The 24,924-nt window shown below is 60.7% G+C and carries 21 protein-coding genes and 9 tRNA genes; 25 read left to right on the forward strand and 5 right to left on the reverse strand.

The genetic code is table 11. From position 1 onward, the window contains the following. Positions 1-176: 176 nt before the first annotated feature. Both HALNA_RS01570 and HALNA_RS01575 read right to left on the reverse strand, forming a co-directional pair. Positions 177-1,844 carry a phage NrS-1 polymerase family protein gene (locus HALNA_RS01570; RefSeq protein ID WP_049934486.1) on the reverse strand — a complete coding sequence of 556 codons (1,668 nt, stop codon included), beginning with the start codon at positions 1,842-1,844 and terminating at the stop codon, positions 177-179. Positions 1,845-2,312: 468 nt separating this feature from the next. Then, on the reverse strand, positions 2,313-2,672 hold the full coding sequence (locus HALNA_RS01575; RefSeq protein ID WP_049934487.1) for a hypothetical protein: 360 nt from the start codon (positions 2,670-2,672) through the stop codon (positions 2,313-2,315). 31 nt (positions 2,673-2,703) lie between these two features. Here HALNA_RS01575 and HALNA_RS01580 point away from each other — a divergent pair, with 31 nt between their 5' ends. From HALNA_RS01580 to HALNA_RS01630, 11 genes are all read left to right on the forward strand, one after another. Beyond that, positions 2,704-4,242, forward strand: coding sequence for a DUF7139 domain-containing protein (locus HALNA_RS01580; RefSeq protein WP_049934488.1), 1,539 nt, complete (start codon positions 2,704-2,706; stop codon positions 4,240-4,242). Between the two features lie 66 nt (positions 4,243-4,308). Next, the gene (locus HALNA_RS01585; protein WP_084509852.1) at positions 4,309-6,684 is read left to right on the forward strand and encodes a VirB4 family type IV secretion system protein; all 2,376 of its coding nucleotides are present in this window, start codon (positions 4,309-4,311) and stop codon (positions 6,682-6,684) included. Between the two features lie 84 nt (positions 6,685-6,768). Continuing rightward, the gene (locus HALNA_RS01590) at positions 6,769-8,742 is read left to right on the forward strand and encodes a spermidine synthase family protein (protein WP_157573393.1); all 1,974 of its coding nucleotides are present in this window, start codon (positions 6,769-6,771) and stop codon (positions 8,740-8,742) included. A 223-nt stretch (positions 8,743-8,965) separates the two neighbouring features. Continuing rightward, the gene (locus HALNA_RS01595) at positions 8,966-10,549 is read left to right on the forward strand and encodes an ATP-binding protein (protein ID WP_049934492.1); all 1,584 of its coding nucleotides are present in this window, start codon (positions 8,966-8,968) and stop codon (positions 10,547-10,549) included. 97 nt (positions 10,550-10,646) lie between these two features. Then, positions 10,647-11,180 (forward strand): DUF7342 family protein, encoded by a 534-nt coding sequence (locus HALNA_RS01600; RefSeq protein WP_049934493.1) that lies wholly within the window; start codon positions 10,647-10,649, stop codon positions 11,178-11,180. An 8-nt stretch (positions 11,181-11,188) separates the two neighbouring features. After that, a complete protein-coding gene (locus tag HALNA_RS01605) occupies positions 11,189-11,623 on the forward strand; it encodes a hypothetical protein (RefSeq protein WP_049934494.1) in 435 nt (144 codons plus the stop codon). 113 nt (positions 11,624-11,736) lie between these two features. Further along, a complete protein-coding gene (locus HALNA_RS01610; RefSeq protein WP_049934495.1) occupies positions 11,737-12,363 on the forward strand; it encodes a hypothetical protein in 627 nt (208 codons plus the stop codon). Then, entirely contained in the window at positions 12,360-13,655 is a 1,296-nt protein-coding gene (locus HALNA_RS01615) for a hypothetical protein (RefSeq protein ID WP_157573394.1), read from the forward strand. The genes HALNA_RS01610 and HALNA_RS01615 overlap by 4 nt, the downstream gene beginning before the upstream one ends. Before the next feature lie 353 nt (positions 13,656-14,008). Beyond that, on the forward strand, positions 14,009-14,311 hold the full coding sequence (locus tag HALNA_RS01620; RefSeq protein WP_049934497.1) for a hypothetical protein: 303 nt from the start codon (positions 14,009-14,011) through the stop codon (positions 14,309-14,311). Beyond that, positions 14,312-14,824: a hypothetical protein gene (locus HALNA_RS01625; RefSeq protein WP_049934499.1), complete on the forward strand. Its 513-nt coding sequence runs from the start codon at positions 14,312-14,314 to the stop codon at positions 14,822-14,824. Positions 14,825-14,952: 128 nt separating this feature from the next. Further along, the gene (locus tag HALNA_RS01630) at positions 14,953-15,306 is read left to right on the forward strand and encodes a hypothetical protein (RefSeq protein ID WP_049934500.1); all 354 of its coding nucleotides are present in this window, start codon (positions 14,953-14,955) and stop codon (positions 15,304-15,306) included. 156 nt (positions 15,307-15,462) lie between these two features. On the opposite strand, the gene HALNA_RS01635 is transcribed toward HALNA_RS01630, so the two are convergent. After that, positions 15,463-16,725 (reverse strand): RNA-guided endonuclease InsQ/TnpB family protein, encoded by a 1,263-nt coding sequence (locus HALNA_RS01635; RefSeq protein ID WP_049934501.1) that lies wholly within the window; start codon positions 16,723-16,725, stop codon positions 15,463-15,465. Positions 16,726-16,877: 152 nt separating this feature from the next. Here HALNA_RS01635 and HALNA_RS01640 point away from each other — a divergent pair, with 152 nt between their 5' ends. The 4 genes from HALNA_RS01640 to HALNA_RS01655 all read left to right on the forward strand — a co-directional run bounded on the left by HALNA_RS01640 (position 16,878) and on the right by HALNA_RS01655 (position 18,930). Beyond that, entirely contained in the window at positions 16,878-17,198 is a 321-nt protein-coding gene (locus HALNA_RS01640) for a hypothetical protein (RefSeq protein ID WP_049934502.1), read from the forward strand. Between the two features lie 98 nt (positions 17,199-17,296). Continuing rightward, a complete protein-coding gene (locus HALNA_RS01645; RefSeq protein ID WP_049934504.1) occupies positions 17,297-17,662 on the forward strand; it encodes a ribbon-helix-helix domain-containing protein in 366 nt (121 codons plus the stop codon). Beyond that, entirely contained in the window at positions 17,659-18,228 is a 570-nt protein-coding gene (locus HALNA_RS01650; RefSeq protein ID WP_049934507.1) for a hypothetical protein, read from the forward strand. The genes HALNA_RS01645 and HALNA_RS01650 overlap by 4 nt, the downstream gene beginning before the upstream one ends. A 294-nt stretch (positions 18,229-18,522) precedes the next feature. Beyond that, a complete protein-coding gene (locus tag HALNA_RS01655) occupies positions 18,523-18,930 on the forward strand; it encodes a MarR family transcriptional regulator (protein ID WP_049934509.1) in 408 nt (135 codons plus the stop codon). A 177-nt stretch (positions 18,931-19,107) separates the two neighbouring features. Here HALNA_RS01655 and HALNA_RS01660 read toward each other — a convergent pair whose 3' ends face one another. Further along, positions 19,108-20,427, reverse strand: a complete 1,320-nt coding sequence (locus tag HALNA_RS01660; protein WP_049934510.1) for an RNA-guided endonuclease InsQ/TnpB family protein — start codon at positions 20,425-20,427, stop codon at positions 19,108-19,110. Between the two features lie 219 nt (positions 20,428-20,646). Continuing rightward, positions 20,647-22,308: an ArsR family transcriptional regulator gene (locus HALNA_RS01665; RefSeq protein ID WP_049934513.1), complete on the reverse strand. Its 1,662-nt coding sequence runs from the start codon at positions 22,306-22,308 to the stop codon at positions 20,647-20,649. A gap of 585 nt (positions 22,309-22,893) precedes the next feature. On the opposite strand from HALNA_RS01665, the gene HALNA_RS01670 reads away from it, so the two are divergent. The 10 genes from HALNA_RS01670 to HALNA_RS01715 all read left to right on the forward strand — a co-directional run bounded on the left by HALNA_RS01670 (position 22,894) and on the right by HALNA_RS01715 (position 24,794). Beyond that, a tRNA-Gln gene (locus HALNA_RS01670) sits at positions 22,894-22,969 on the forward strand. Positions 22,970-22,975: 6 nt separating this feature from the next. Continuing rightward, positions 22,976-23,049, forward strand: a tRNA-Asp gene (locus HALNA_RS01675). A gap of 255 nt (positions 23,050-23,304) precedes the next feature. After that, positions 23,305-23,377 (forward strand) — tRNA-Pro (locus HALNA_RS01680). Between the two features lie 172 nt (positions 23,378-23,549). After that, positions 23,550-23,635, forward strand: a tRNA-Ser gene (locus HALNA_RS19660). 47 nt (positions 23,636-23,682) lie between these two features. After that, positions 23,683-23,764: transfer RNA gene (locus HALNA_RS01685), tRNA-Leu, on the forward strand. 42 nt (positions 23,765-23,806) lie between these two features. Beyond that, positions 23,807-23,889, forward strand: a tRNA-Leu gene (locus HALNA_RS01690). An 80-nt stretch (positions 23,890-23,969) separates the two neighbouring features. Then, positions 23,970-24,096: transfer RNA gene (locus HALNA_RS19665), tRNA-Thr, on the forward strand. A 34-nt stretch (positions 24,097-24,130) separates the two neighbouring features. Further along, a tRNA-Glu gene (locus HALNA_RS01705) sits at positions 24,131-24,203 on the forward strand. A gap of 103 nt (positions 24,204-24,306) precedes the next feature. Continuing rightward, positions 24,307-24,377, forward strand: a tRNA-Met gene (locus HALNA_RS01710). 12 nt (positions 24,378-24,389) lie between these two features. Next, entirely contained in the window at positions 24,390-24,794 is a 405-nt protein-coding gene (locus tag HALNA_RS01715) for a hypothetical protein (RefSeq protein WP_049934515.1), read from the forward strand. Positions 24,795-24,924: the final 130 nt, after the last annotated feature.

Consider the following 24,924-nt stretch of genomic DNA (forward strand, 5'->3'; position numbering starts at 1 on the left):
CCACCGTTTGCTCTTACCTCTCATATATGTTTGTGTTATCTTGTATAATCGAGATAAATCGTTCCCTTAGGCAGGTGAGCGACTTCGATGTCGCGGGCGGTGGGCGGGTCGCGCAAGCGGTCGAACGTCTCGGCGCGGGCGGTCACCGCGAGACGGAGCACACGCTCGCCCTCGGCTCATAGCCACCGTCGCCGGAGCCAGTCCCTCAGTCGTGACCTGCCATCGTCCTCGGGTGGCAAGATTTCCGCCTCGTGCTCCGGTGCGGATGACCCGGGCTGTTTCGTGGGCTCGATTACGTCCCGATTATCGCTTCGCTGCTCTTCGATATCGAGATCCCCTTCAGGCGATGGAGCAGGCTCACCTCGTGGATCGATATCGTACGTAGCGCTCTCGTCCTTAGGTGGATCGTCGGAAAGAGACGTATCGCTCGACTGGAGATCGAGCGCAATGCGGTACCATCGAAGGCGTGTTTCGAGGTCTGCGATCTGCTCTTTGTAGGCATCAAGTTGCTCCTGTTGTCGCCTAACCTTGGTTGCTAACCGCTGGGCGTCCTCGACCGCGTCCATATCGAGTGGTGGCACTGTACCGTCAGTCGGCCCCTCAGTGGAACGGTGCGAACCTGCTCCCGGAGTCGACGGGGAGGGAGTGGTTCGTCCAGTCGACCTCTCTGATGTCTTCTGCAGGTCGACCCCATCATCCGCTTCCGAGTCGCTCGCCGACGGGCTGTAGTAGTCGTCGAGTTTGAGGAGGGTTCGAGCGATGCAGACCTCGCCGTACGTGGCCCCGTTCCCGTAGTGACGCCGGTCCCATTTTTCGCGCATCAATCCTGACTCCCGGAACAACCGATCCATCCGCTCGGGGTCGCCAGCGGTCCAGAAGGCTAGATAGAAACACAACCCCATGTCTGCCTCCGACTGCGACGGATAGCGGCTGTCCCGTCCACGCCAAAGCGAATGATCGCCGTCGAGGAGCGCCTGGATAGTATCACCGCTCTTCGAGGCCGTCGCGCGGTTGAGCAGTTCCGCGTCCGGGAGATCCACTCCTGGGCCCGCAACCTCGTCGATGGTTCGGGGCACGGGGTCGGGTATTTCGGCCGGCGACAGGCCGTGCAGTGCCGCTTCGAGGGCCGGGTCGTCCACCGCTGGCGGGTCCCGGCCGAACTTCCGGCGCAGTCCCGAGTGCGGGCCCACCGGGTGAGCCGACGCCCCGTCTTCACTCGCACCCTGTAGGGTACCATTCGAGGCCGCGTGGTCCGTCGCCTCGGTCAGCGTGATCGCCTCGTCGTCACCGGCGGTTTGGACGAACTCGTGATGCACCGCAAGCAGGGCGTCCTGCCGGCGGGCGACCACATCGGGCGTCTCGGGGAGGTGCGCACCAGTCACGGTGAAAAAACGATCCCGGTCGTACATCTCGACGTCGCCCCGGCGGTTCCGTCCCGGCGGGAGTTCCCCCTCGACGAGAACGTGGACACCCGTCCCCGAGGGCGAAACCTCAGTGTAGGAATCGAGGCGGTCGACGATGGCGGCAGCCCACGGCGCCAGTTCCTCGGTGTTTGCGTCGCGACAGTGATCCAAGTCGACGCCGACGATCCGCTCCCCGGGGTCGAATACGAAACCCACGCCGTCGGTCCGGGTGGACGACTCGCAATGATACGTCACCGCCGTCTCGAAGCCTCGCCACGTCCCCGGATCGGTGGCACTTGCGAACACCGTCCCGCTCGTCGGGTAGGGTTTGATCGGGACCTTCGTCGGCTTGCCGTCGCGATCGTCTTCACGCCAGCAAATCCACTGCTCGAGGTCGGCCAACTGCGCAGGGATCGAATCGGTGTCGAGAGTCGGTGTCATAGGAATTCTGAACGTGGTGGCGATCGGTATCGGATGTGTGAGAGATTCGGATCACTGGCTTGCTCGATACGCCGTTCACCCGGTTGATGTCTCAGAAATGTGTCCGGTGCGTACGAGCCCGTCCGACGACCGACGAGCACTCCCCACGACCGACTCTGTCCAGACGGGATCAGACGCGACGTGCGAGCGACTTGTCGGGGTGAGCGAGGTGCGTCGTCTCCACTTCGAGTTGCAGGTCTCCAAACCGTTCGACTGCGCTCCCTTGTGGGTCTCCCGGTGAGCAACGGACCCCACCCTACTAAGCTATGTATTTGCCGAAGACCTGCATGGACAGGCGAGCATCGCGGAGAGATGCTCCTGTGCGATCTGAGGGCGCTAGGAGACCTGCAACACATCACTCGCTCTCCTCGTCCGAGAATGCCTCCACGGCATCGATGAGGTTGGTCGCGCCGAGGATACGCCACTCGGTCAGGTCACCAAACGTCTCTTCGGAGATAGTCTCGTAATTGTGACACTTTTGTATGGGACATCACTCACGCGTCCCGCCTCGTGAAGGGTTCTGACAAGTTCGTGGGCGGTGTCGTAGTTGGGGACGACCCACACCCGCAGAAGACCCTCGGTCCGAGCCATGTCGTCGTAGTGCTTGACGATCCACTCGGGGCGAAGATTCGTGACCACCTCGCCGACGCATCGGAGGCGCTGAGTACCGTCTGGGCGATCGATAAATGCGGCGACGTCATAGATCATCCCGCCACCCATCGGCTCATAGTAAGTCTCGACGACGAAGTCCTGGCGCTCGATGTAGCGTTTGAGGTACTCGACGTACACTTTGTGCTGAACCTTCTCGTGCGGGTCGCCGGTGTTACGACCGCGGTACAGCGTCCGGTCGACGCTCGATCTCGTGAACTTCGAGAACGTCCGCGACGGGGGTGTCGTCGAAACACCGGCCGCGTACGCGATGCTGGTCGAAATCGAGCCGCGGGAGTGGCTCACGCTCTCCGAGGAGCGCCGCTCGGGCGTCTATGTCTCGTTCCTGACGTTCCTCCGTGGGCTCCAGTTCCCGGTACAATTCCTCACGATAACTACGGAGTTCGACGGCGAGCAGTACATCGAGCAGTTCGTCGGGCCCGAATCGCCGGACGCCCCAACCGCGGTGGCGACGCCGGTGATGGGTTCCGATGGAGCAGTCCCCGACGAAGCGGCGTCCGATACGAATGATTCGGTGGAAGAGGTCTCGGCGACTGATGGGGGCATCGCGACCGGTACGGGTACCGACGCAGTCGCCGATTCGGCCGTACTCGAGTACGGCCGAGTAGCTCACGCCGAGTGGCTGAACCGGACGCTACGGATGGCAAACGTCCGTGACCGGCGATTCTTTGTCGCCGTTGCGGTCGAAAAGGGGGAGGATGATAGCGAAGGTGGCAGCCGGTTCGACGGAGTCCGCGACGCCCTGCCACTCCCCGACCGTTCTCGATCCGTCGACGCCGAGGAGTTCTACCTCGACGAGGTGTGGGCCCGCGCCCAGCGCGTCGCATCCCAGTTGCCCCGGACTCGCGTCGAGGCGAACATCCTCGATTCACGCGAAGCTGTTCTCGACGTACTGTACCGCGTGTACCGCGGGCGGGAGCCTCCTCTCGCGTTCAATCAAGGAACGCTCGTCGGAGTCGCAGACGAGGCCCTCACCGATGCCAACGGTGGTCTCCTCGATCTGGAGAGTGTCTTCGAGGACGTCGACCGAGAGGCGACAACCGCCGCTGAAGAGTCCGAACCGGAGGACCGCCCCGAGACAGTCGGTGACCTCCCATACGACGGGCGCGTCCAAGCGGAGTACGTCGAAGCCGTCGACGGGTCGCGCCTTCTCCAGTGGTACGTCCGAAGCGTCGGACCGATCGGCCACGGGGAGAGGTTCCACTCGCCAGCGTCAGTCTACCTCGGCACGGGCACGTTCGTCGCCAGCCTCGTCCTCGCGATCATCGCTCTCGGTGCGTTCCTCGGGAGTGCCCAGCAACTTCCCGTCGACGCCCCACCCCTTCTGGTGCGGGAGGTCTCCTTCGTGCTCGCCGCCGGGAGCCTCCCAACCTTCCTGCTGAGTCTCGTCGTGCTACTCCCCTCACGGCAGATTGCGCAGAGCCTCGCCGTACTCGGGATCGGTGTGACGGCCGCAGCAATCGCGCTATTCGAGGCAGCCTACCCGGCTCAGTGGACCAGCACCCCAACCGGTCAGACGGCGGTGGTGGTGCCGGTGTACGCCGCCGGCCTCTTCGTCCTCGTCGTGGCGGTCGGCTTCGCCGTTCGATCACGCCGAGTTGCCCTCGACCACGTCGACGATGCTCCAACGCAAGAGGCGCCACCCGTGTCCGAGGATACCGGGGCTCGCCCGGAGGCAAGCGATGGCTGAGACCCGTCCTCGGGGACAGCATTGCGCTCGACTACCCCTCGCTACGCCAAGCGCCCCCCTTCAGCCATGATCCAGCGACTCAAACACGCGTTCGGTCTCGACGGGCCTGACGACGGCGTCGAGTCCGTCCCGATCGACGACCTATCCGGCGAGGAAACCCAGCACGCCATCGACTACCTACAGCTCCTCGACCGCGCGACCACCACAGAGAACATCGAGTGGGCCGCCTACCAGTTGCAGGCCGACGAGACCGGACTCGCGAACGCGATGGAGACCCTCGAGGAGCGGGGCGAACTCGACAAGCGGATCGTCGCCCCACTGCTCGTCGAAGATCACCCGCAGTTCCAGATCCGCGACGACACCGTCTCGCAGATCCTGACCGTCACCTCGCTCCCACGGAAAGTGGGCCTCGGGTGGCTCGTGCCGCTCACACTCGCCGACGTCGACCTCCGGCTGACGTTCCACGTCCGGCCACGGGAACCGAAGGACGTCCGCCGGCAACTCCAGAAGCGCTACACGCAGGCGGTTACCTCGCTTGCGTTGAAGCAAAAACGCGGCCGGACCGACACCTATCAAGACCAGCTCGACCGCGAGGACCTCGAACGCCTACTCCAGCGGACCATCCGCGGCACGACCAAGCTGTACGACGTGGCGATCTACCTCGAACTGGTCGCTGACTCCCGTGACGAGTTAGACGGGATGCTCGACCGGGTGGAGGCGATCCTCGCCGAGCAAGACGTCGAACTCAGTCCGGTGAAACACCAGCAACTCGACGCGATGGACGCTGTCGCCCCGGTCGTGACCGACCCCGTGGACAACACTCATCCGATCCAACTCGAAGCGCTCGGGACGTTCTTCAACCTCGTCGAGCCCTCGATCTACGACCCGAACGGCGTGCTCTTGGGCTTCGACGACACCAAGCGCCCCGTCATCCTGAACCGGTATGCTCTCTCTGGGCACTCGATGGCGATCTCGGGGAAGACCGGATCGGGGAAGAGCTACTTCCGCAAGCTGGAGATCTACCGGCGCCTGCTCGCGGATGCGAACGTCCAGTGTATCCTGTTCGATCCCGCCGGCGACGACTACCCGCGATTCGCCCAGTCCCTAGGCGGTGAGGTAATCCGCTTCGGTGGGAATTACACCGTCAACCCGAGGGATATCTCGCCGCCGGCGACGGCCGAGCAAGAAATCGGCGACGACACGTACGCACTCACCATTCGGTCGGTGATCGAGATGCTGCACACCCACTTCGACCAGCGCGACGGGATGTCAGCCGGCGAGGAGGGCGTACTCATCCAGGCGGCACATTACGCCTACATCTCGAAGGGGATCATTCTCGGCGAGTACGAGACCTACGCCCAGGAGTCGCCGACACTCGATGACCTCATTCGCGGTGTCACCGTTATCGCTACCGGCGGGCTTGAGGCGGCACGCGAGGCGGACGTGATCGACGAAGCCGAACTCGATCTGTTCCAGTCCTACGGGGTGACTGAAGTCGGGGAGGACTGTGAGCAACCGACAAGCGAACCCCCGGACAGTAGCGGGATCTCGATCTCGGATACGATCGTCACGCCGACCAATCACCATCAGGAGTTGGCACGGAATCTCCAGCCGAAGTTCGAGTCGTTCAAACCCGGCGGCATCAACCATAATCTGAACGGCCAGACGAATCTCGACCTCTCCTCGCGACTAGTCGTGATGGATATGAGCTCGTTCGCCGACACCGGCGAGATGCCACTCATCCTCCACGCCATGCTCTCGTGGGCTTATCTCGAAGCCAAGCGCTCCCCCTACAAGGTCGATGTCACGTTCGACGAGGCGCACTACCTGCTGGGGCGACCGGCGGCGAGGGACCTGATCAACCTGTACATCCGCCACGCTCGGCACTACGAGGCCGGCCTGACGCTGATGAGTCAGACCTCTCACGAATTCGTCCGGACGAACGAACGCCGCGAAGTCTACGAGAACTGTGACGTGAAGTGCCTGTTCTACGCTGAATCGGTCTCCGAACAGACCCAGCAGTACTACGGTCTGTCGAGTGACGAGATCCGGTTCATCCAGTCAGCCGCTCGTGGGCAAGACTCGGCCTACTCGGAGTGTCTGCTCGCGACCAGCGTCCACGGCCGCCGCCGGCTAGAGGTTCGGAGCGGCCCGTTCGAGCATCACGTCCTCGACGATATGCTTGATCCACGGGAGTGGCTGGCGGAGATAGATAGTGTCGTCCACAGCAACAACCCAGAGGATGACGTTCTCCTGACGGAACTCGAACTGACCGACCTCCCCCACGTGATGAACCGGGACATGGATCTCGAAATGGCGATGCAGGAATCCCACGAAGACGGCATCAGCGCCGATGTCCGAGGGCTGGAGAGTGATGCCGCTGGGGCGAGCAACGGAACAGTTGCTGATGACCACCGACCTGATCGCGGGGAGGATCAGTAATGTGGCCACCGCTCACCGAAAGCCGATTCCTCCCATCGTGTGGCTGGTCGACGTCGCTGTCACCGATACTGGAAGGTGAGTGCCGTGGCTGACCTCTTGGACCTTGGTTGGCTTCCGGATGCGATTGTCCGGGCCATTATCGAGTTCCTCCGCTCGCTCCTAGTTGGGGCGATCAACGTGATGTTCAATTTCGGGCTGAAGCCACTGCTCACGATCAACCCGACTATCCTGACCGACGCCCAGTTTGTCGACGCGTGGGACAGTGTGTTCGAACTCTCGATAGCCCTGCTCCCGATCCTTATTGCAGCGGGGCTCATCGTGATGCCGTTTAGTGAGGACCAGGAGGCGACGCTGTGGAACATGGTCGCCCGGATCGTTGCCGTCATCGTCTTCATTGCTATCTCGAAGCCGCTGTTTGGGTTCCTGATCGAGGCGTCGAATGGCGTGACGGATGCCCTCGCCCCAGCGGCGTTCAAACTCACCTTCGACGCCGATCTCGGCGGGAGTTGGGGGGCAACCCTCGGCACGGGAATTCAACTCGTCGCGCTCGCGGTGGCTGTCCCGTTGATGCTCTTTGCAACCATTCTCTCCTCGGTGTTACTCGTCCTCCGGCAGTTCATCGTACTCACAGTCGCGGTAGGCGCGCCGTTTTTCGCCGTCCTCTGGTATGCGAACTGGGGACCCATGAAGGCGATCAGCAGGTTCGCCTCGACGTGGCTTCGGATGGGCGTGTACGCCCTGTTAGTGGGCCCGATCATCGCGCTCGTGATGCGAGTGTTCGATGTGATTGCGACCGGGGGCGTCGCCAGTTCGGGTGATATTGCCTCGTTCTACACGGCCTCGGCGCTCGCGCTGATCTTCCCGATCATTCTGTTCGTCACAATTTGGAAGACCATCGGCTGGGCCGGCCAGCCCCTCGGTGTCGACGCCGCGTTCATGACGACCGTAGCTGCCGCAATCGCCGCCACGGGAGTCGGCGCACCTGTCGTGGGGGCAGGTGTTGGATCCGGTGCCGTGAGTAGCGCCTCGAAGTCCTCGGCTGAGAGGACGAGCGGAGGCGGTGGGTCGAGTGCCGGAAGTGGCAGCTCTGTTGGGAGTGGGTCGTCAGGTGGGACGGCGACCGACCCTTCAGCAGGAACTGCCAACTCGAGCGTCGGGGGGACGATGCGGAACAGTATCTCTGACGCACTCAGTACGCGTGAACCGCCTGCTGAGGACAGCGTGGATACGGCACCCGGGGCTCTGTCAGTCAATAAGGACGCCATACATCGGAAGGCGGCAGGTTTCCCTGGCGTGAAGGCAGCCAGAACGACGGCAAGTCAGACTAGTTCGACAATGAAAAAATTGGGAGCCAAAGCAAGGGATAGCGGAGTAATCGGTGCTCGGAAAGTAGTCGGTTCTGAGAGTATCGATGCACACCGAAGAACGATTTCTCAGCAGATGGACGCAGCCGCCGAGGAGGATGCAAATCGTGATTTCTTGACCGAAGCGTACCAGAATGGTGAATTTGATGTCGCCGAAGCCGTTGACCGCGGCATCCTGACTGACTCCGAACAACCTGTAGATGGGGTCACCGCGGTCGTTCCCGATGCCCACGGAAGGGTGACGTATCCCTCCACCGAGGGCGGAGAAGCAACAGTCAACATCAACGACAGAGCTCAACGACTTGGTGAACAGGCGCGTGCGTTTAGGGAAGAAGCCTCGAAATCGGCCCGGAGCGTGAAGCGGATCAGGACCGCTCAAGTCGCCGCGAAGGCCCCGGGTCAAGTTGCTGTCTCAACCGGCCGAGCTGGTAAGCGGGTCGGGAAAGCCGGTATTCAGACGGGAAAGGCCAGTGGGATTGTCTTCGCAGGAGCGGTGACGCGGAGTCCTTACGCGGCCCACCAAATCGGCAAGCGTGGCGGGAAACACCTCATTGGCCCGGGAAACAATCCTCAGTCGGATGGCTCAGGAGAAGATGCCGACATCGACTGGTCAACGCAGCGTGATGGCCCTGGGAAGGCTACGGACTCCCCGTGGGACGAGGACACCGGAGAGGAGCCTTCCGAGACAGTGTGAGTTAATCCGCGACGCCACAGGTCAAAGGATATGGGCGAGAAGTTATATTCAATCACCACCATGAAACGACCATAGACCATCGCGAGCACCTCTATCGAGGTCGTTCCCGATGGCTGTATCATCGCGCGGCTCGCATGACCACTCCCCCTAGCGCGGCTCGCCCGTGCCAACCGCCACGCTCGCCCCCTCGCGAACTTTCAGAGGATATCCTTCGGATGATTCGATGAGTTTCCTCGATATTGCGCTCTCAGTCGTCGCTTTCCTCGGATTCTTCGCGATAGTGGAGTACGCGACGTACCGAGTCATGGAGCGTGAGCATCGAAAGCGAGACCTCTATCGACTGTTCTTCATGGTCGCCTGGACGACGCTAGCGTTCGTTCACATGTGGATTATCGCGCCCTTGCTCAATCTACCACCGACCGCTGCTGTCGGGCTAGGGTTCGGTCTTCTATTCATTTTCATCGCAGGCAACCTCGGTGTCCCGGGTCTGAAATCGGTAGGAGGGATAGGGTTGTACCCCTTCGCACAGGTGTACGAATTGTTCGTGGTGCTCTTACTCCTCGCAGAAGGCCTGACGCTGGCTTCCTCCTTCGCCTCGGTGTCGCAGTTGAGTTTCTTGAGTAATGTCACTCCGAATAGTCCACAAATCCAAGCGGCACTCGGACTGGGAATCGCTGCTTCGTTCGTTGCTCTGACGTTCTACGACCCACGAGGGGAGAACGGCTATTACTACGCCACTGGAGAGTACCACCAACCGTCTGTCGATTACGAGAAATTTCGCGAGATTATGGACGATGGACGAACTGAACCCGACAGTTCAGAGCTCCGGGTGACCAACTCAGATTCCTCTGAAAAGATCGCTGACGCGACCACCCCAGAAGCTTCACGAGCCGCGGCAAATGCTATGGATATTCCAGACTACGAGTACAACTGGACTCGTTCGGACATCGGCTTCGACGACATCGGCGGCTACTACGATGTCAAAGAGCGACTCGCCGAGGAGGTCCTCCAGCCAACGCGGGCGAGGGCACGCGGTGACGACCGGTATGTCCGCTTCGGGATCGAGCCCGCACGAGGAATCCTGTTCCATGGTCCGCCAGGGACCGGCAAGACGCTGTTCGCCCGAGCGCTCGCCGGCGAACTCAACGTTCCCTTCGTCGAGTTGGGGCCGGCGGATGTGACCAGCAAGTGGATCAACGAAGGGCCACAGCGAGTGCGCCACTTATTCGAGGAGGCTGCCGCTGTCGGCCCGTGCGTCATCTTCCTCGACGAAGCCGAGCACCTCTTTGGCGGACGGGATGTCGGCGCCGGCGGCGCCCACGCCGAGGATCAAAAAATCACCAGCGAATTGCTCGTCCATCTCACCGCCGAGGATCGAACGGCCATCGTCGTCGGCGCGACCAATCGGCCCGAGGATATTGATCCTGCAATCCTCCGATCAGGGCGGCTCGCGTCGCATATCGAGGTCGGACTACCCGAGGAAGAGAGCCGACATGCGATTCTCCAAGCGAAGCTTACAGACGTACCGCACGACCTCACCGGTGACCAGCTGGCGACGCTAGCGAAACACACTGCCGGCTGCAGTGGGGCCGACATCGAGGAATTGGTCACGGATGCGAAGCGCCGAGCTGCACGGCGGGACGCACGGAAAATCTCCATCGAGGACTTCCACTCTGTGGGGGTTGCCACGGAGGGGACAGATACCGAGATCGAGCCGATCACTGATAGAGATCTGAACGATTCGAATGAGTTCGACCCAGTTCCCGACGACCCGTTCGACGATGACCCGACGGTCGGACTCCGGTAGCGCAGAGGAGGCCTGAAAGTGTGACTCGGATACCACCGAAGTAACGGAAACTATTCTTGAAAGCAAGAACTATATCAGTAGCTCTGCAAATATGGGTATGGCTGGGACAGAATCTCCCGACGACCCGCCATCCTTCGAGGAACCGTTCAGTGGCGACGATGTCGAACAGCGCATCTACGGAACGATCCTCCAGACCCGTGAGCCGACGACGGTGAGTGCCATCGCGGAGCAGGTCGACTGCGATCCGAAGACCGCTCGGAAGTATCTGGGCTGGTTCGACGACCTCGGGATCGTCACCCGTCACGACGGTCATCCAACCACCTACGAGCGAAATGATGCGTACTTCGAGTGGCGACGGATCAATCAACTCGCTGCCGAGCACTCCGTCAAGGAACTACAGGACCGCGTTCGTGAACTCACGACGCGCATTGCCGAGTACGAGGAAACGTACGATGCCGCGTCACCGGCCGCAGTCGATGCCGTCGCCTTCGCAGAGAGCAGCGACGAGCGAACCATCGACGAGGTGTACAGCGACCTCGCTGACTGGGCGACCGCCCGCGAGGACCGCGAGCGTCACGAACGCGCCCGCCAGCAACGCACGGGTGGCGAGCGAGAGCAAGCCTCCGGGTAGTCCGCTCGATGGCACCACCGACAGGCGATGGTGGGAGTCCCGCCCCCATCGACCGCCCCATCCTCGAGTTCATCCAGACACGGCTTCAGGCCACGAGGCAAGTCTCTCAAGCGACCATCACGGAGACAAGCGGTCACCTCGAGCTCACTGTCATCTTTGCACCGGCCTACTATCCGGCGAGCGTCGACGACGCGCGACTGTCAGTTCGCTGGTACACGAACGACGATTTCAAGCTCCACTATCGAGAGGAACACGCAGACCACGCTTGGGAGTGCCGGTGGGACCGGCACCCGAATCCCCACAATACGCGCGACCACTTCCACCCACCACCCACAGCCGCGACGCCCGGCGAGGACACCACGTGGTCGGTCGACCATCGTGACGTAGTGGCATTCGTGCTCAACGAGATCGAAGACCGGATCGCGACCCTCTGGGGTGAATAGCCACGATCCGGGCGACGGACACCAAGGTCGAGACACCAAAACCCGGCACGTCGTTCGACATCGAGAACTGACCGCCGACATTCTTGTCGCTCCACGGTCATCGTCGACTCGCGATGGCCCTCATGCCTTCCAGACGTGCCCTCCTCGCCAGTGTGGGTACCAGTGTCGTCACCGCGCTCGCTGGCTGTAACGCCTCCGAGACGGACAGCGCAACACCCGACGGCGGGACGCTCGTCACCGACTATACCGTCACGATGAGGCGCTCGACCGGCGAGCACCCACCCATCGTCGCGCCACGCGAGGATACCGGTGACGCGGGGAATGCAGAGGAGACATCGTCGACGCCCGAACCACTCTCCATTCACACGATCGAGAGCGAGAGCGGTGCTGCGGGGTTCGAGTTCGCGGACGACGCGACGAACGTCGCGGCCGTCCGCCGACTCGTCTCGGAGACGGCGTACGCGAGCGAATCAGTGCTCGTCTACCAGACGCGGATCGGCGAGTGCTACCGGCTAAAGCTGAATTACGTCACCAGAGATGCCGACGGCGACCCGGATATCGACTTCTGTCAAGTGATCCGCGACGCCCATACCGCCTGCGAGCGCCGCGCCCGTGACCACGTCGCCGCGTTCGTTCGCCTTCCGTTCCCCGGCAGCGAGTACGGCGGCTTCTCCCTCGGGAGCGGCGGTAGCTGCGATCCAATTCCCGAACGCTACCGCAACGGGAGTGAGTCGGCGTGAGTCGACACACCCGTCGCTCGCTGCTCGCCGCCACCGGCACTGCAGTCATGGGCACGCTCGCGGGCTGTAGTGCGCTGAATCTCCTGTCGAGTGAGGAGACCGTCGAGTACGACGACTCGGCGCTCGCGACACTCCCCAGTGATCTACCGCGAGTGCCCGCCGCCATCCCCGTCCAGCCAACGTCGGCGCACCTCACGGCCGCCCACGAGCGCGTCCGTTCGCTTCTCGACGACACGGATACGGCGATCTCAGCGGTTCCGAACGGAGTCGTCCGCCATCGACTCGCCAGCGAGAGTGAGTCTGCACGCGCCGCTCTTGTCCAGAACGACGATGAATCCACGCGCACCGATGCACTCGCCGGTCTGACATATCCGCGGTCGGAGGCGATGTTCGTCCACGCCGGTCTCGCCGCGTTCGACGGCGACCTCACCGCGACGGATGTCGCCGCACGTCGCGACCGCCACCATCGCGAGGCCGAGGCGTTCCTCGACGACTACCGATACGTTGGCCCGTCCGACGACCCAGTAGGCGCGCTCACCGAACACGCTCGCATCGTGGGGTGGGGTCGCACCGGTATCCGACTCACCGAGACGAACCGACGCTACGAGTACGAGAACACCGTCCTGCATGTCGCCGAACTCGCACAAGACATCGAATGGGGTCGCGCGTACGCCGTGGACGCCCGCCAGCTCCGGGAGCACTACGTGTCGACGCTCGACGACCCGCGCGACTACGGAAATCGCTTCTCGCGCGTCGCGGACGACCTCGTCGCGGATATCGATCCGTACGTGGACGCCCCCGACCTCGAGGCGCTGACGAGCGGGTTCGAACATGATATCGAGAACACCGCAGCCGCGAAACTGCTCGAAGAACTCGCGCGTAGCCGATGGAGTGGCGCGAAAATGGCTGTCGAGGACTACGACGACGGCCGTTACACAATCGCCATCGTCTCCGCGATGCGGGCACTCGCCGCGGATCGTGCCCTCGCTGACGCGAGAGAGGCCGTCTCGGATGGTGCGTACAGTGTTCCCGAGTCGGTCAATCCGATCGAGGCGGAACGTACCGCCGCCGTGGAGGGGCTCCGCGCCCTTCTCGACACAGCACCTGCGCTTCTTGCACGCCGCCTCGCCGTCTACGCTCGCAATCCGATTCGGAACGCCGATAGGGACATCCGCGAGGACACCGTCTCGTCGCCCGGACGCTATCTCTACGCGCAGTACGCCGTTGCGAACCGCTTCGCGGCCGCCGCGCCTGCCATCGTTCGACGAGTCGAGGACGCGCTCATCCCCTGAATCGTCCACCTCGACGGTTTTCGTCCGATTCGCTCAGGTGGTCGCAGTACCGATTCTTAGGCAGATCTCGATCCGACCACCCCGCCGTTCTCGACTGATATCAAAGTGCATTGGGCAATCGCCACATCCGGCGCAGGATCTGCTTTAATCCACCTATCAAAAAGTGGGAGTGGGCTTTCGCCTCGCTACCGCGCCAACAAAACCACTCCTACTGAGACGAATCTCACCGTCGGCCAGAGACGATGAAGTGACCGCTGCAAACGAGAGAGGAGGAGCCTCTACCGACACACGCGAGTGAGCTCACATTGTACACACGACAAGCGCTAAGTAAGCTAGCTCACAATGTACACATCATGAGCAGCGATAAGAAACGCGTCCAGTTTCGGGCGCCGCACCGACTTATCGATCGAACCGACGCCCTCGCGGAGGTCCTCGGCGAGGATCGAACCGATATCCTCGTGACTGCACTCCGGGAGTATCTCCAAGAGGCAGCCCACGACGACGCGCTCACGCAGGAAATCGCCGCCGCTTACTATGACGACGAGATCTCGTTCGAGCAACTCAAGGCACTCGTCGGAGCCGAAGAGGCGACCAACATTCGGGTGTTGAAACAGCAATTGGACGGGGACTTCATCGACGCGGCTGCCGACCTATAAATGTCGAGACTCGTCGCAGACGCGTCTGCACTCGTCAGTCTCGGGATCGTCGCTGGTACAGAGCCCGACCCACTCTCGATGGGTCTGACTCGATACGAAGTCGTCGTGCCAGAAGCGGTCATCGATGAACTCGAAGAAATTGCCTCGTACGATGACGCGCACGGTCATGCCGCAGCCACCGTACTCGACCGAACTGAGGTACTCGATGTTCGGTCGGTCATGCTTGACGCCGAATTTCCACTCGATGACGGGGAGAACGCCGCGGTAACCCTCGCGAACGACCTCGATGCTGCGCTCTTCCTTTGCGACGAATTCAACCAGCTTGGCTTAATCCACGCCTCGCTCGCTGATACGCGACTCGTCACGACGCCCACCCTGCTCTCGATCCTCGTTCGAGCTGAGAAGTTGTCAGCGACCGATGCAGGGCTGCTCCTGGACGAAATCAGCGATGCCCGAAGTTGGAGCGCGAACAGTTACGTGCAACGGGCGCGCTCGTTGCTTGAAGAGTCCTAACACCGAGACTGTCCCCTTCCGTTCTCAGTTACTACTAGATCCCCCAGTACCCGACACGATTCGGTTACCGTATGTAGCGGTCTCATCGTTCCACTATCTTCAACAGTCAGGCATCCCTCGGGACGACTATGGACTGCCCCGCGTGCGGATCCTCTGTCACCATCGAAGTTGGACCGGAGCGGCCGCTTTCGACATCGCTCCGCGACGCAGTCCTCGGGGCGGACGAAGAGGAACGCATCGAGGTCACACAGGACTGCTGGAACTGTGGCTGGCACGAGACGCGGGAACTTTGCGTCGCATCGATCGACACGACCGCGGGCGACGCGGCCGTCATTGAGCGAGCCGCGCTCGTCGACGAGATTACCGACGAGGTCGCCGCAATCGACAGTGTGGAAACGCTCGAGGAGACCTTAGCTGCGATCCGCCGGCAGCGAGGAACCGACTCGGCGATGTCAGATACGGACGACGACGCCACGGAATGACTCGTAATGCCTGCGTGTAAACTACCCCACCCTACTCGCTCACGGCTTCGCCGTTCGTGGTTCGAGACGGCTCCGCCGTCTCGTCATCACGAGAGACGCTTCGCGTCTCTCGAACGACTTCGTTGAGGGTGTCGTCAGAAGCGGAGCTTCTGACTGCTAACCAGAACCTTTGGTTCTGGTGATGGGGCTTTCGCGTGGACTCCCGCTCTGGCCTTCACAGGCAGGCTCGTACTCGCCGTTCACGTTCAGCGTCCCGCGATTCAAGCGCACGTTTACGGGTGCGCCTCCGCCCGACGACTTTTGCGCCGAGCGGAGATGCTTTAGACCGATGTTCTTCGCCGCGTTGTAGTCGGCGTTCACTTCATAGCCGCACTTCTGGCAACAGAATCGCTCTTGTGTCTGGCGGTTTTCGCGGAGCGTCGTCCCACACTTGGAACACCGCTGGCTCGTGTACGCAGGACTCACCTGGTCGACCGAGATACCGAACATCTCGGCTTTGTACTCGACGTACTCGAACAAGCGTCGGAACGCCCATGCGTGGAATTTCTTTGCGTTCGGCATCCGCTCACGAATCCCCGTCAGGTTCTCGAATGCGATCACGTCACAGCCGTTCTCGACGGCTTCCGCGACGAGTTCCTTCGAGACGGTTTGTAAGAAGTGGTCGTAGCGACCCGTTTCGGTGCGTCCGACCGACTGGATGGTTTCGTGAGCGGCCCGCGTTCCACACTGTTGGAGCGACCCGCGTCGTTTCTCGAACTCGCGGTGCCAGTGGTTCAACTCCGAGCCGTTCCAGAACGAACCTGTCGAAGTGACGGCGACGTTCTCGATGCCGAGGTCAACGCCGAGGACTGTGCTGTGCTCGTCGCTGCCGTCGTCGGCAGTCTCGAACTCCACGTCCGCCTTTGTTCGGACGTGAAGGTAGAACTCACCGTCGCGGTAGTGGAGTTCTCCGCCCGTCACTTCGTGGTCATTATTGAACAGGTACTCCGAGTGGGGCGTCTCGCGGTTCTCGTCGGGGAGGACGTACTCGGCGGTGATGCGTCCGTCGACGGTCGAGAGCGTCGCGTGGTCGTCGTTGAACGTCGCACACCGCTTGTCGTAGACGAGCGTCGGGGCAGTGAAGTGCGGCTTCCCTGCGTCGTCACCCTGCCTCCACCGAGCGACGACGCTCTGTACGGCGTCGGCGGCCTTGTTACGAGCGTTCTGGACGAGGTTCGCTTGGAGTCTCGTTTCGGCCCGCACGTCGTCGTATGTTTCCCGTTGGAGTTCGGCTTTGCTTGTGGTCTTGTACTCGCCTCTCCACGCGTGGTCGACGACGTAGTTGGCGGCCCACAGGAATTCGGAGATGGTATCGTGGAGGAGGTCGGCGTCGCTGTCGGCCACGTCGAGCTTGACGGGGACGGTGCGACGTACCTCCATCCGTGGTTCAGATGTAGGCCGGCGTTTTTATATTAGTAACGACTCGGTGGGGAGTCGGCCTTCCATCGAGCGTGGTTGGTGTAGTACCGTGTCGGTTTCCTCTCCGACCTACTCGCTCGCTACGCTCGCTCCTTGAGGTCGGAGGCTCCACCTTGCATTACGCTGAACCCCTCTATAACGTTCGTGAGCGAACCGGGAATCCCGACCACGCATCAGTCGATGATGTGGTCAATCTCGTGGTAGAACGGGCGCAGAATCCTCGAGACGATCACGAGGATGCGCATTTCGATACGGCAATGGCGACCATTACCGATATCTACGGGACCGATCCCGTTCGCACAGTCCTCCACCGCGTCCTCGTCAACAACGAACCGTTCCGGACCGCGACGAATGACCTCGAATTGCGTAACGTCGACGGTGTTCGGATCGGAACGGCAGCCAGTTGGTTTCTCGACGAACTGAACGACGGCTGAGACTGGCGTGAGTGAGTCCTGTTCCAAGTGCTCTGATGTGCAAGCTCTGTGCAGTCGCCGAAACCGTTATGCACCTATGTGCAGAATTTGCACATAGAATGAGTGCGAGCGACGATCCGCGACGGGTACACTTCCAGTCGCCGGAGTACCTCGTCGACCGGTTGGATGCGATCGCGGAGCTCTTCGACAAGGATCGGACGGATTTGCTTGTCGAGGCAATTCGCGAGTACATCGAAGATACCGCCGATAGTGAGACGTTCCAAGAACTCGTCGCGACCAAGTACTACGACGACCAGCTCGAGTTCGAGACGGTCAAGCAGTTGGTCGGCGCCGAGACCGCCCAGCGGCTCCGGCTTCTCAAATCTGACCTCGAGGACGAGCCACTCGATCTCGCTTCCCCAGAGGATGTCGACATCTACGATGGCGACGCGACGGCAATCGACATCGCTGACGACGATCGATGAGCGGCCAGCGACTGCGAACGGTCGTCGCCGACACCAGTGCACTCGTCAGTCTCGCCGTGCCTCGGGCCGACGCGGCCGTCGATACCGGCACCCCAGACCCGTTCCAGTATCTCCTCACCTCGTGTGACGTGTTCGTCCCACCGGAAGTCGTGACCGAACTCCGCGACATCACGCAGTATCAGGATATCCACGGCGCAGCCGCGAACAACGTCCTCGCAGCCCACAGCCACTACACGGTCGAGGATCCATACGAGCGCGACGAGACGCCAGACTCCCGGCCGACCTTCGGCCTCGACGACGGCGAAACCGATGGCATCGTCCTCGCGAATGCACTCGCCGTGGACGGGTTTCTCACCGACGAGTTCGGCGGGACGAACTTCCCGCTGATTCACGCTGTGCTGCAGGGCCCGCGGATCGTCCCGACACCGCGGCTGATCGTCGACTACGCCCGGAACGGGTATCTGACCACGGAAGAAGCGAACACACTGATTACGACGATCAGCCCGCATCGTAGTTGGGAGAATAGTCCCTACGTCACGCAATTGCTCCAACGCCTCGACGCGTGACCATTCCACGAGAGGCCGTCGTCCACGAACTGTTCCGGCCGCTTCGGCGGCGACCGATTCGCGTTCGAGCCGTATATCGAATTCACCGAGAGCGTACTCAGCCTCGGTGAAAACTTCGCGAGATCCTCGCCGACGGAATCACTGTGTACAGCAGTGAACACTTCGACTCGCTGCGAAAGAGGGTCGTTGCAGATGGATAGTACGCGAATCGAGCAACTCATCAAATGGAGTGACCGGTCCCGGTAGTTTACTCTAGAGTAAATTACTTTGCTACGTTCAGTCTAACAGATAGCTATGGACGCCAGTTTGGGCGATGATGACGACACGACACCACGCGAACTCGTCCACTTCATTACACAGCAGACCCGGTTTTCACTTCTCAACGATATTCTCGCCCATCCCCAACAACTCCCATCGATGTACGAACTCGAAGAACTCAACCCTAGTGTGAGCGATGCCACCGTCTACAAGCACATCCAGAAGCTCATCAACGCCGGCATCGTTAACGAAGTCGCCCTAGACGATGACCAGCGCCGACAGGACTATCCCTGGAAGTTCTACGGCCTGACCGACGAGGGTCGGAAATTCCTGAAGGCGCACAACCTGCTCGCCGCCGAGGAGACGCTCCAGCAGATCTACGACACCGTCTCCGACAAACCCGAGAAGATGGTCAAGTACGAGAATGCGCCCCGTCCGGATTAGAAGAGATTGTCAGAGAATAGGGAGCGATAGTCTGTCATTAGTCCCGGAGATCACCACGGACTGACCGACTTCACGGACGGAGTCGCTCCGCTCCAGATCGATTTTTTCGGCGAGTTGACATTCTCCTCCGCGTGAACGCGGAGGAATCCCACGGCACCGCGCCGCTGGATTGGGATATTAGGGTTTGCAGTCTACCACTTGTTCCCTCGGTTGGAATCCGCTGGACAAGTCGTGAAGGTAGACTCCGGGCTGTGCCAACCAGCCGGTACTCCTATCCCCACCCAAATTGGGTGCAGACTCAGAGTTACTTTCATCGTTGATGTCGAGACGGATGTTCTCCGCCCCGTTCACGTCAGCGTTGAACGCCGCATCACACGTCTCGCAGACGTATAGACCACGCTCAACACGCTGACTGTCGTCTTTCCTACCGCAAACACAACACGTCTTGCTCGTGTCGCTCTCGGATACTTCCACGACTTCGATGCTCTTGACTTTCGCCTTATATTCGAGGATGTTCGAGAACCGGTCGAATGCCCACCCGTGCAAGTCGAGGTTGCCGTGCTTCCCCCAGTTCTTTGACTCGCCGTTCTCGTCTTCTCGAACACCAGCAAGTTCCCCGAAGTTGATTCGACCCACTTCTTGCTCGACACATCGTTCAACGATGTGTTTGGCTAAGGAGTGGAAGAAGTGGGTTCGACGCTCCGACCACTTCGAGTGCAATCGAGTGGCTTCTTGGCCGTCTGAATCGTCACACTTTGCGATTTCTTTCGGGAAGTAGTACCCGTCCTGTTTCAGACGGTTGCCGGGGTACAAGTCGGCTTCCTCGGTACTGTACGCGACAGCGGCGAAGTTGCGGATACCAAGGTCGATACCCGCCGTCTCGTCACCGGGAGAGTCGGGCGTCTCCACTTCGTGCTTACACACTAAGTGCAGTTCCCAGCGCCCTTTCGCCTTGTCGTAGACGGCCCTGACTTGTTGCAGGTTCTCGACGGTAACTCCGGGGCGCGTTTCGTATTCAACAAGGATGTATTCCCATGCTCGGGGGTGGTCCTTGTGATTCGCTCCTTTAGAGAGGCGCACTCGCCCGTTGTTGGTATCGTGACGAATGCCTTTCTGCTTCCACGTCACCGTGCTACGCGGGTGTTCTTCGTGGACACGGCGGCCTTCTGAGTCGTAGTAGTTTTTCTTGCGGTAGCCGGGCGGATTTGCACGATCATCAGACTTCCTCGTTTCGTACCACGAGTTGAAGGCTTCAGCGAGTTCCTCCAGAACGCGCTGACTGGACTGACTGTGCAGTCCTTTGTACTTGTTGTGAGTCTTCAACTCGCTCTTCAAGTCCGAATCGTCGGGGATCTCGCCCGTCTCATCCCACACTTGGCGGGAATGATAGTTTGCAACGTTCCAGAGTTTCGACACACTCCACCCGTGCCGGTCGAGCGAGTCCTCTACCTGCTGGTGGTTGAGGATTTTCGCTCGGTAGGTGCGGTGGATGTGCATCGTGAAACGCTTCCATAACTGGTTATGTGGTGTTTTGTCGTTAAAGTTTGGATTCGGCGTGGAATATCCAGTCGGGCTATCGACGGTGGATTGTGGAGGGGTTGTCGGATTCATCCCGCGCCTAAAGGCGCGGGTATTCTCCTTGCTCTTTATAATCGACGGTCTCCTTCAGATCCATATGTCGTCGACTCACCCATGGAGTATACTCGTGGTGTAGCGTTACCGGTCAGTTGATTCAGCTCGCTGGTACGTATTGAGCCGACCGCTACGATCGACGGTGATCTGTCCTTCCTCTTCGAGTTTCCGGAGCTTGTTGTAGATCTGGTGATCGGGGAAATCCAGCTCTTCTCGGAGATCTTCGATGGTTTTCGGGGCATCAAGCGAGACGAGCAACGCGTTCTCGAGACAGTACGAGACGAGCCGGTCCGTGATTGGGGAGACAATATTGTGTCGCTCGTCGAGGACATCGAGCGTATCGAGCACAGCAAACGAGAATAATTGGCCAGTACGATCTTCCTGGGTCTTGATCTCCTGGAAGATGCTCTCCCAGTCGAGGTCGGCTTGTCTGGCGATCAGTGCGGCATCTTCGAGATCGCCTTCGCGTTCCGTAATCGATTTGAACACGAAGATGTCGGTCAGCGAGAGCAGATGTACGTGAAGATTGCCGTACTCGAATGATTGGTCGCACCGCTCGATCATCGCCGGCGTCAACTGGAGCTGGCCGGCGACCGCCTCCACGAAAATATCCCAGCGTGGAAACCCTTCCTTCTCCACCACAATACTGGGATCAAGCTGGTTGTATGCCGCTTCCAAGTCACTACGCTCCTCGTATCCCAGGTCCTGGAGCGATTCGGCGATTGCAAAGAACGTCCGTCCGTCCTCAACGACGATGTCGACATCTTTCGTCGAATCTTTCAACCCACGCAGAATGAGGTTGCCGCCTCCGAGAAGATACACGTCGACAGGCGTCTCCAGGTGGTCGCCAAGCTCTTCGAGCCCCCGTCGAAGGCTATCTTCCGGATGTTGGCCGCGCGGATAGACCCCATAGTCGTTCGCGAGATCCATGAATTCCTCCCACGGGAGAAAGAGCTCATCGTGGTGGACCTCCCGCTGGTCGATGTATGCAAAGAGATCTGCCCATTTCTCGACGCACTCCCACCTGTTTGCGAGCCGCCAGAGGTCGCTGGCGTCAAGGGTCGCGCGGTGCGTCAGATAGAACACGCCAGCCATCGCCATCTGTTTCTTGTTCTCAGCGACGGTCACCGCATGGATCAGAATCTCTTCGAGATCCAGCGACCGATCACCTTGATAGACGTAGGTCTTCGCTGGGTGATAGTCAACACCGTAGCGAGTGAACGCCGAGAACGCAGTCGGCGTGCCGTCGACGTCATCTTTGCTCGTCGCCACGAGTCGGTCGCCGTTCGCGCGGTACTCGGTTTCGAAGGGCGTGGTTCGGGTTCTGGCTTCGAGGAAGGACCGAAGCGTGTCGTCACTGATGGCATAGCCGTCATCCGTCTGTGAGATCGCTCCGGTTTCCTGGATTTCGTTCAGGTGCTGGTAGAGCGTCGATTTCGCGAAGCCCTGCTTTTGTAACCCAGCGATCGTTTTAGGGCCCGGAAGGAGCGCAACGAGAATATCCTCTTTCGTCCCTGTCAGGACTTTTTCGAGTGCATATCGCTCGAGGAGCTCGGCAAGCAGTGTCGCTTCGTACGTGTTGGCCAGCCGCACCCCGTCATTTCGTTCCACGAGGTGTTCGTCCTCAAGATCACTGACGACCTCCGACGTCCAACTTTGACTCTTGTCGATCGCATCGGCTAACTCGCCAACGGCGTAGGAGCGGTCACGTAAACAGTCGACAACTCGTAATGCCGCTTCCCTCATGAATTCCGATTCTACCGATGTAGTTAAAAATATATCGGTGAGATTGGAATCAGTATGTGCTCTGCTTCGCTATGCCTGTGATTACCACACCCTGACCAATTTTAATACAATTGCCACGATATCCCGTATTGACGTCCGAAACAACCCACGTAAACGGAGAGTTCCCCAGCATGGTCAATACTCGCCTCAGACCGCGGCGTGCTCGTTCTCGCTTAGCCGCGGGTCGCGTGTTTGGCGAGTACCTACACGACCAGCGCGCGGAGAGACTGGTCGGCATTCGCTGGGACTGCGTCGACCTCAATTACGAGAGTTCGACGCAATCCGGCGATCGCCGGATCCCCTCACCCGCATAACCCGACCCCCACGCGGACTACCCGTCAGGGGCTGGGGAACACGGGAGTGTCGCCTGTCTTCATCCAGTAGCTCATCCGCTTCCCAGCGTCAAGCGAGTGAACTGGACGAGGCTCGCGGCAGTTTGGTCTGCGTTCGTTCCTGACAATAGGACGAACGGACGGTTCCGTGCGCGCCGAGCGCATCAGGAGCTGCTGGTACGCATCCCCCGCAGCGTGAGCTGCGGCTACGTCGAGCCCCGGAGTCTCCGCTGGCGAGGGACGCCGGACTTTGAATCCGGAGGCCGCCGGTTCGATTCCGGCCGGGGCGACTGCAGGCCGACGTGTTGTAATTCGGCGATCATACGGTCCTGTCACGGCCGTGATCCGGGTTCAAATCCCGGCGTCGGCGTGGACGCGTGGTGTAGCCACGTGGGGATACTCATCGAGGTAGGCACACTCCGCTGGGTCGATCTTCCCGGATCGGTCCGGCGGTGACGGGCCCAGCAGGGTCTGCAACCTACATGGCCCGGTGTGGTATTCCCGGGGTTCCCCGAAGTACGCTCCCGTGATGAGACGTGCAATCGCGACTGCTCGGTCGCGGTTGCGCAGTCGGAACCAGTCGTACAGATAGACAACCAACTGCCGAACGCTCGGCAGTCCTCGTGAGCCGATAGTCCAGCGGACGACGATCTGTGCTTTGGGCGCACAGGACCGAGGTTCGAATCCTCGTCGGCTCAGTGTGCCGTGTCTGGGGAGTGGTGACCCCACTGGCTTGCTACGCCAGCCCCGACGACGGGCTCTCGGTTCGACTCCGGGACACGGCGTGGTGAGACATGCGGATAGGCGACCGCGCTCGGTGTGAAACCGAGAGCCGCGAGGCTTCGGAGTTCGACTCTCCGTCTCACCGTTGGCGGGGTTTCCCTAGGTTGGTCAAGGGACTGCGTTGGAACCGTAGCGTCCGCAAGGACACGAGTGTTCGAATCACTCTCCCGCCGCTGCGTGCCGAAGTGATTCGCAGAGTCGCCGGCGATTCTCGGATTGCGCCGCCATGCCAGAGTGGTCGAACGGACACGGTCGAGACCCGTGTGGTTAGTCCTTCCCAGGTTCGAATCCTGGTGGCGGCATCCGGCCGTCGTGCCGGGAGACAATCCTCGCTTCACCGTTCCGTCGCCGTACTCAAGTGGTCAACGAGAAGCGGCTCAGACCCGCTGGCGTAGGTCCTTCCGAGGTTCGAATCCTCGCGGCGACATTTTCTCCCTGTGGTCTAACGGCTACGATGCCTCCCTGTAGAGGAGGAGACGCACGTTCGAGTCGTGCTGGGGAGACTGCGGGACGGTGGAAGAGCCTGGCATTCACACACTCTCGCCGAGTTTTCACCGGAGACCCGGTGCGACGGTGAGAGTTCCTTCATCTCACTTGTAACGAGAACGCGCAGGTTCGAATCCTGCCCGTCCCACTAGCCGACGACCCGTTCCAGACGAGGCCAACCCGCTCCAGTGGAGTAGCGGCCAAACTCACGGCCCTCTCACGGCCGAGCCCCCGGTTCGAATCCGGGCTGGAGCATTCTCCAACAGTCCGAGACCTCTCACTTCCAGCCGACGAAACTGAGGGACGGACAGCTGTGGAGAACTGAGAGATGCCCATGAGTGAGTTCCGAATTGTGTGCTGCGGGATGGGATAATGGCAGTCCACGGGGCTCATATCCCCGAGATCCAGGTTCGACTCCTGGTCCCGCAATGGAGGACAACAATGGGGCTATTCGATACAGTCGAACTCTACGACGACGTCCACCTACCGGAGTACCCCGACGGGCTTGCTCCTGCCGAGGACGTCGACTGGCAGACGAAAGGCATCGATCGACCGACCATGACCACATTTCGGATTACGGCGGACGGTCGGCTCCTCGAAGAGGAGTGGCACACCGAAGCGGTCCCGCCGGAAGACAGACCATACGCGAGCCGTGACGACGTCGACGAGGACGATTTTCGCTACATGGCCGGCTGTCGGAACCGAGTCCACGACGGCTGGATCGAACGAGACGACTACCACGGCCGTTTCAAGCTCAAACACTCCTTCGAGGATCTCGATACACTCGTCACGTATCAAGTGACGTTCACGCACGGGCAACTCGAGAGCTTCGAACGCCTGCGATAATCCGTGGGTGTCCGCCGCATCTCAGCGCTTGATTTCTTCCCTACCGCGCTCCCGGAACAAGAGAGAGTCAGCACGAAAGTTTATCCCGAAAAACGGGAGCAAACTCCACTAAGAGAAGTAATGACGGCGG

It is taken from the genome of Haloplanus natans DSM 17983, from assembly GCF_000427685.1.
Lineage (GTDB): Archaea > Halobacteriota > Halobacteria > Halobacteriales > Haloferacaceae > Haloplanus > Haloplanus natans.

Excerpts from the sequence above, each read along its gene's own strand:
- HALNA_RS01570 (WP_049934486.1), bottom strand. The coding sequence starts at position 1,844 with ATGACACCGACTCTCGACACCGATTCGATCCCTGCGCAGTTGGCCGAC.
- HALNA_RS01585 (WP_084509852.1), top strand. The coding sequence starts at position 4,309 with ATGATCCAGCGACTCAAACACGCGTTCGGTCTCGACGGGCCTGACGAC.
- HALNA_RS01595 (WP_049934492.1), top strand. The coding sequence starts at position 8,966 with ATGAGTTTCCTCGATATTGCGCTCTCAGTCGTCGCTTTCCTCGGATTC.
- HALNA_RS01600 (WP_049934493.1), top strand. The coding sequence starts at position 10,647 with ATGGCTGGGACAGAATCTCCCGACGACCCGCCATCCTTCGAGGAACCG.
- HALNA_RS01605 (WP_049934494.1), top strand. The coding sequence starts at position 11,189 with ATGGCACCACCGACAGGCGATGGTGGGAGTCCCGCCCCCATCGACCGC.
- HALNA_RS01610 (WP_049934495.1), top strand. The coding sequence starts at position 11,737 with ATGGCCCTCATGCCTTCCAGACGTGCCCTCCTCGCCAGTGTGGGTACC.
- HALNA_RS01620 (WP_049934497.1), top strand. The coding sequence starts at position 14,009 with ATGAGCAGCGATAAGAAACGCGTCCAGTTTCGGGCGCCGCACCGACTT.
- HALNA_RS01625 (WP_049934499.1), top strand. The coding sequence starts at position 14,312 with ATGTCGAGACTCGTCGCAGACGCGTCTGCACTCGTCAGTCTCGGGATC.
- HALNA_RS01630 (WP_049934500.1), top strand. The coding sequence starts at position 14,953 with ATGGACTGCCCCGCGTGCGGATCCTCTGTCACCATCGAAGTTGGACCG.
- HALNA_RS01635 (WP_049934501.1), bottom strand. The coding sequence starts at position 16,725 with ATGGAGGTACGTCGCACCGTCCCCGTCAAGCTCGACGTGGCCGACAGC.
- HALNA_RS01645 (WP_049934504.1), top strand. The coding sequence starts at position 17,297 with ATGAGTGCGAGCGACGATCCGCGACGGGTACACTTCCAGTCGCCGGAG.
- HALNA_RS01650 (WP_049934507.1), top strand. The coding sequence starts at position 17,659 with ATGAGCGGCCAGCGACTGCGAACGGTCGTCGCCGACACCAGTGCACTC.
- HALNA_RS01655 (WP_049934509.1), top strand. The coding sequence starts at position 18,523 with ATGGACGCCAGTTTGGGCGATGATGACGACACGACACCACGCGAACTC.
- HALNA_RS01660 (WP_049934510.1), bottom strand. The coding sequence starts at position 20,427 with ATGCACATCCACCGCACCTACCGAGCGAAAATCCTCAACCACCAGCAG.
- HALNA_RS01665 (WP_049934513.1), bottom strand. The coding sequence starts at position 22,308 with ATGAGGGAAGCGGCATTACGAGTTGTCGACTGTTTACGTGACCGCTCC.
- HALNA_RS01715 (WP_049934515.1), top strand. The coding sequence starts at position 24,390 with ATGGGGCTATTCGATACAGTCGAACTCTACGACGACGTCCACCTACCG.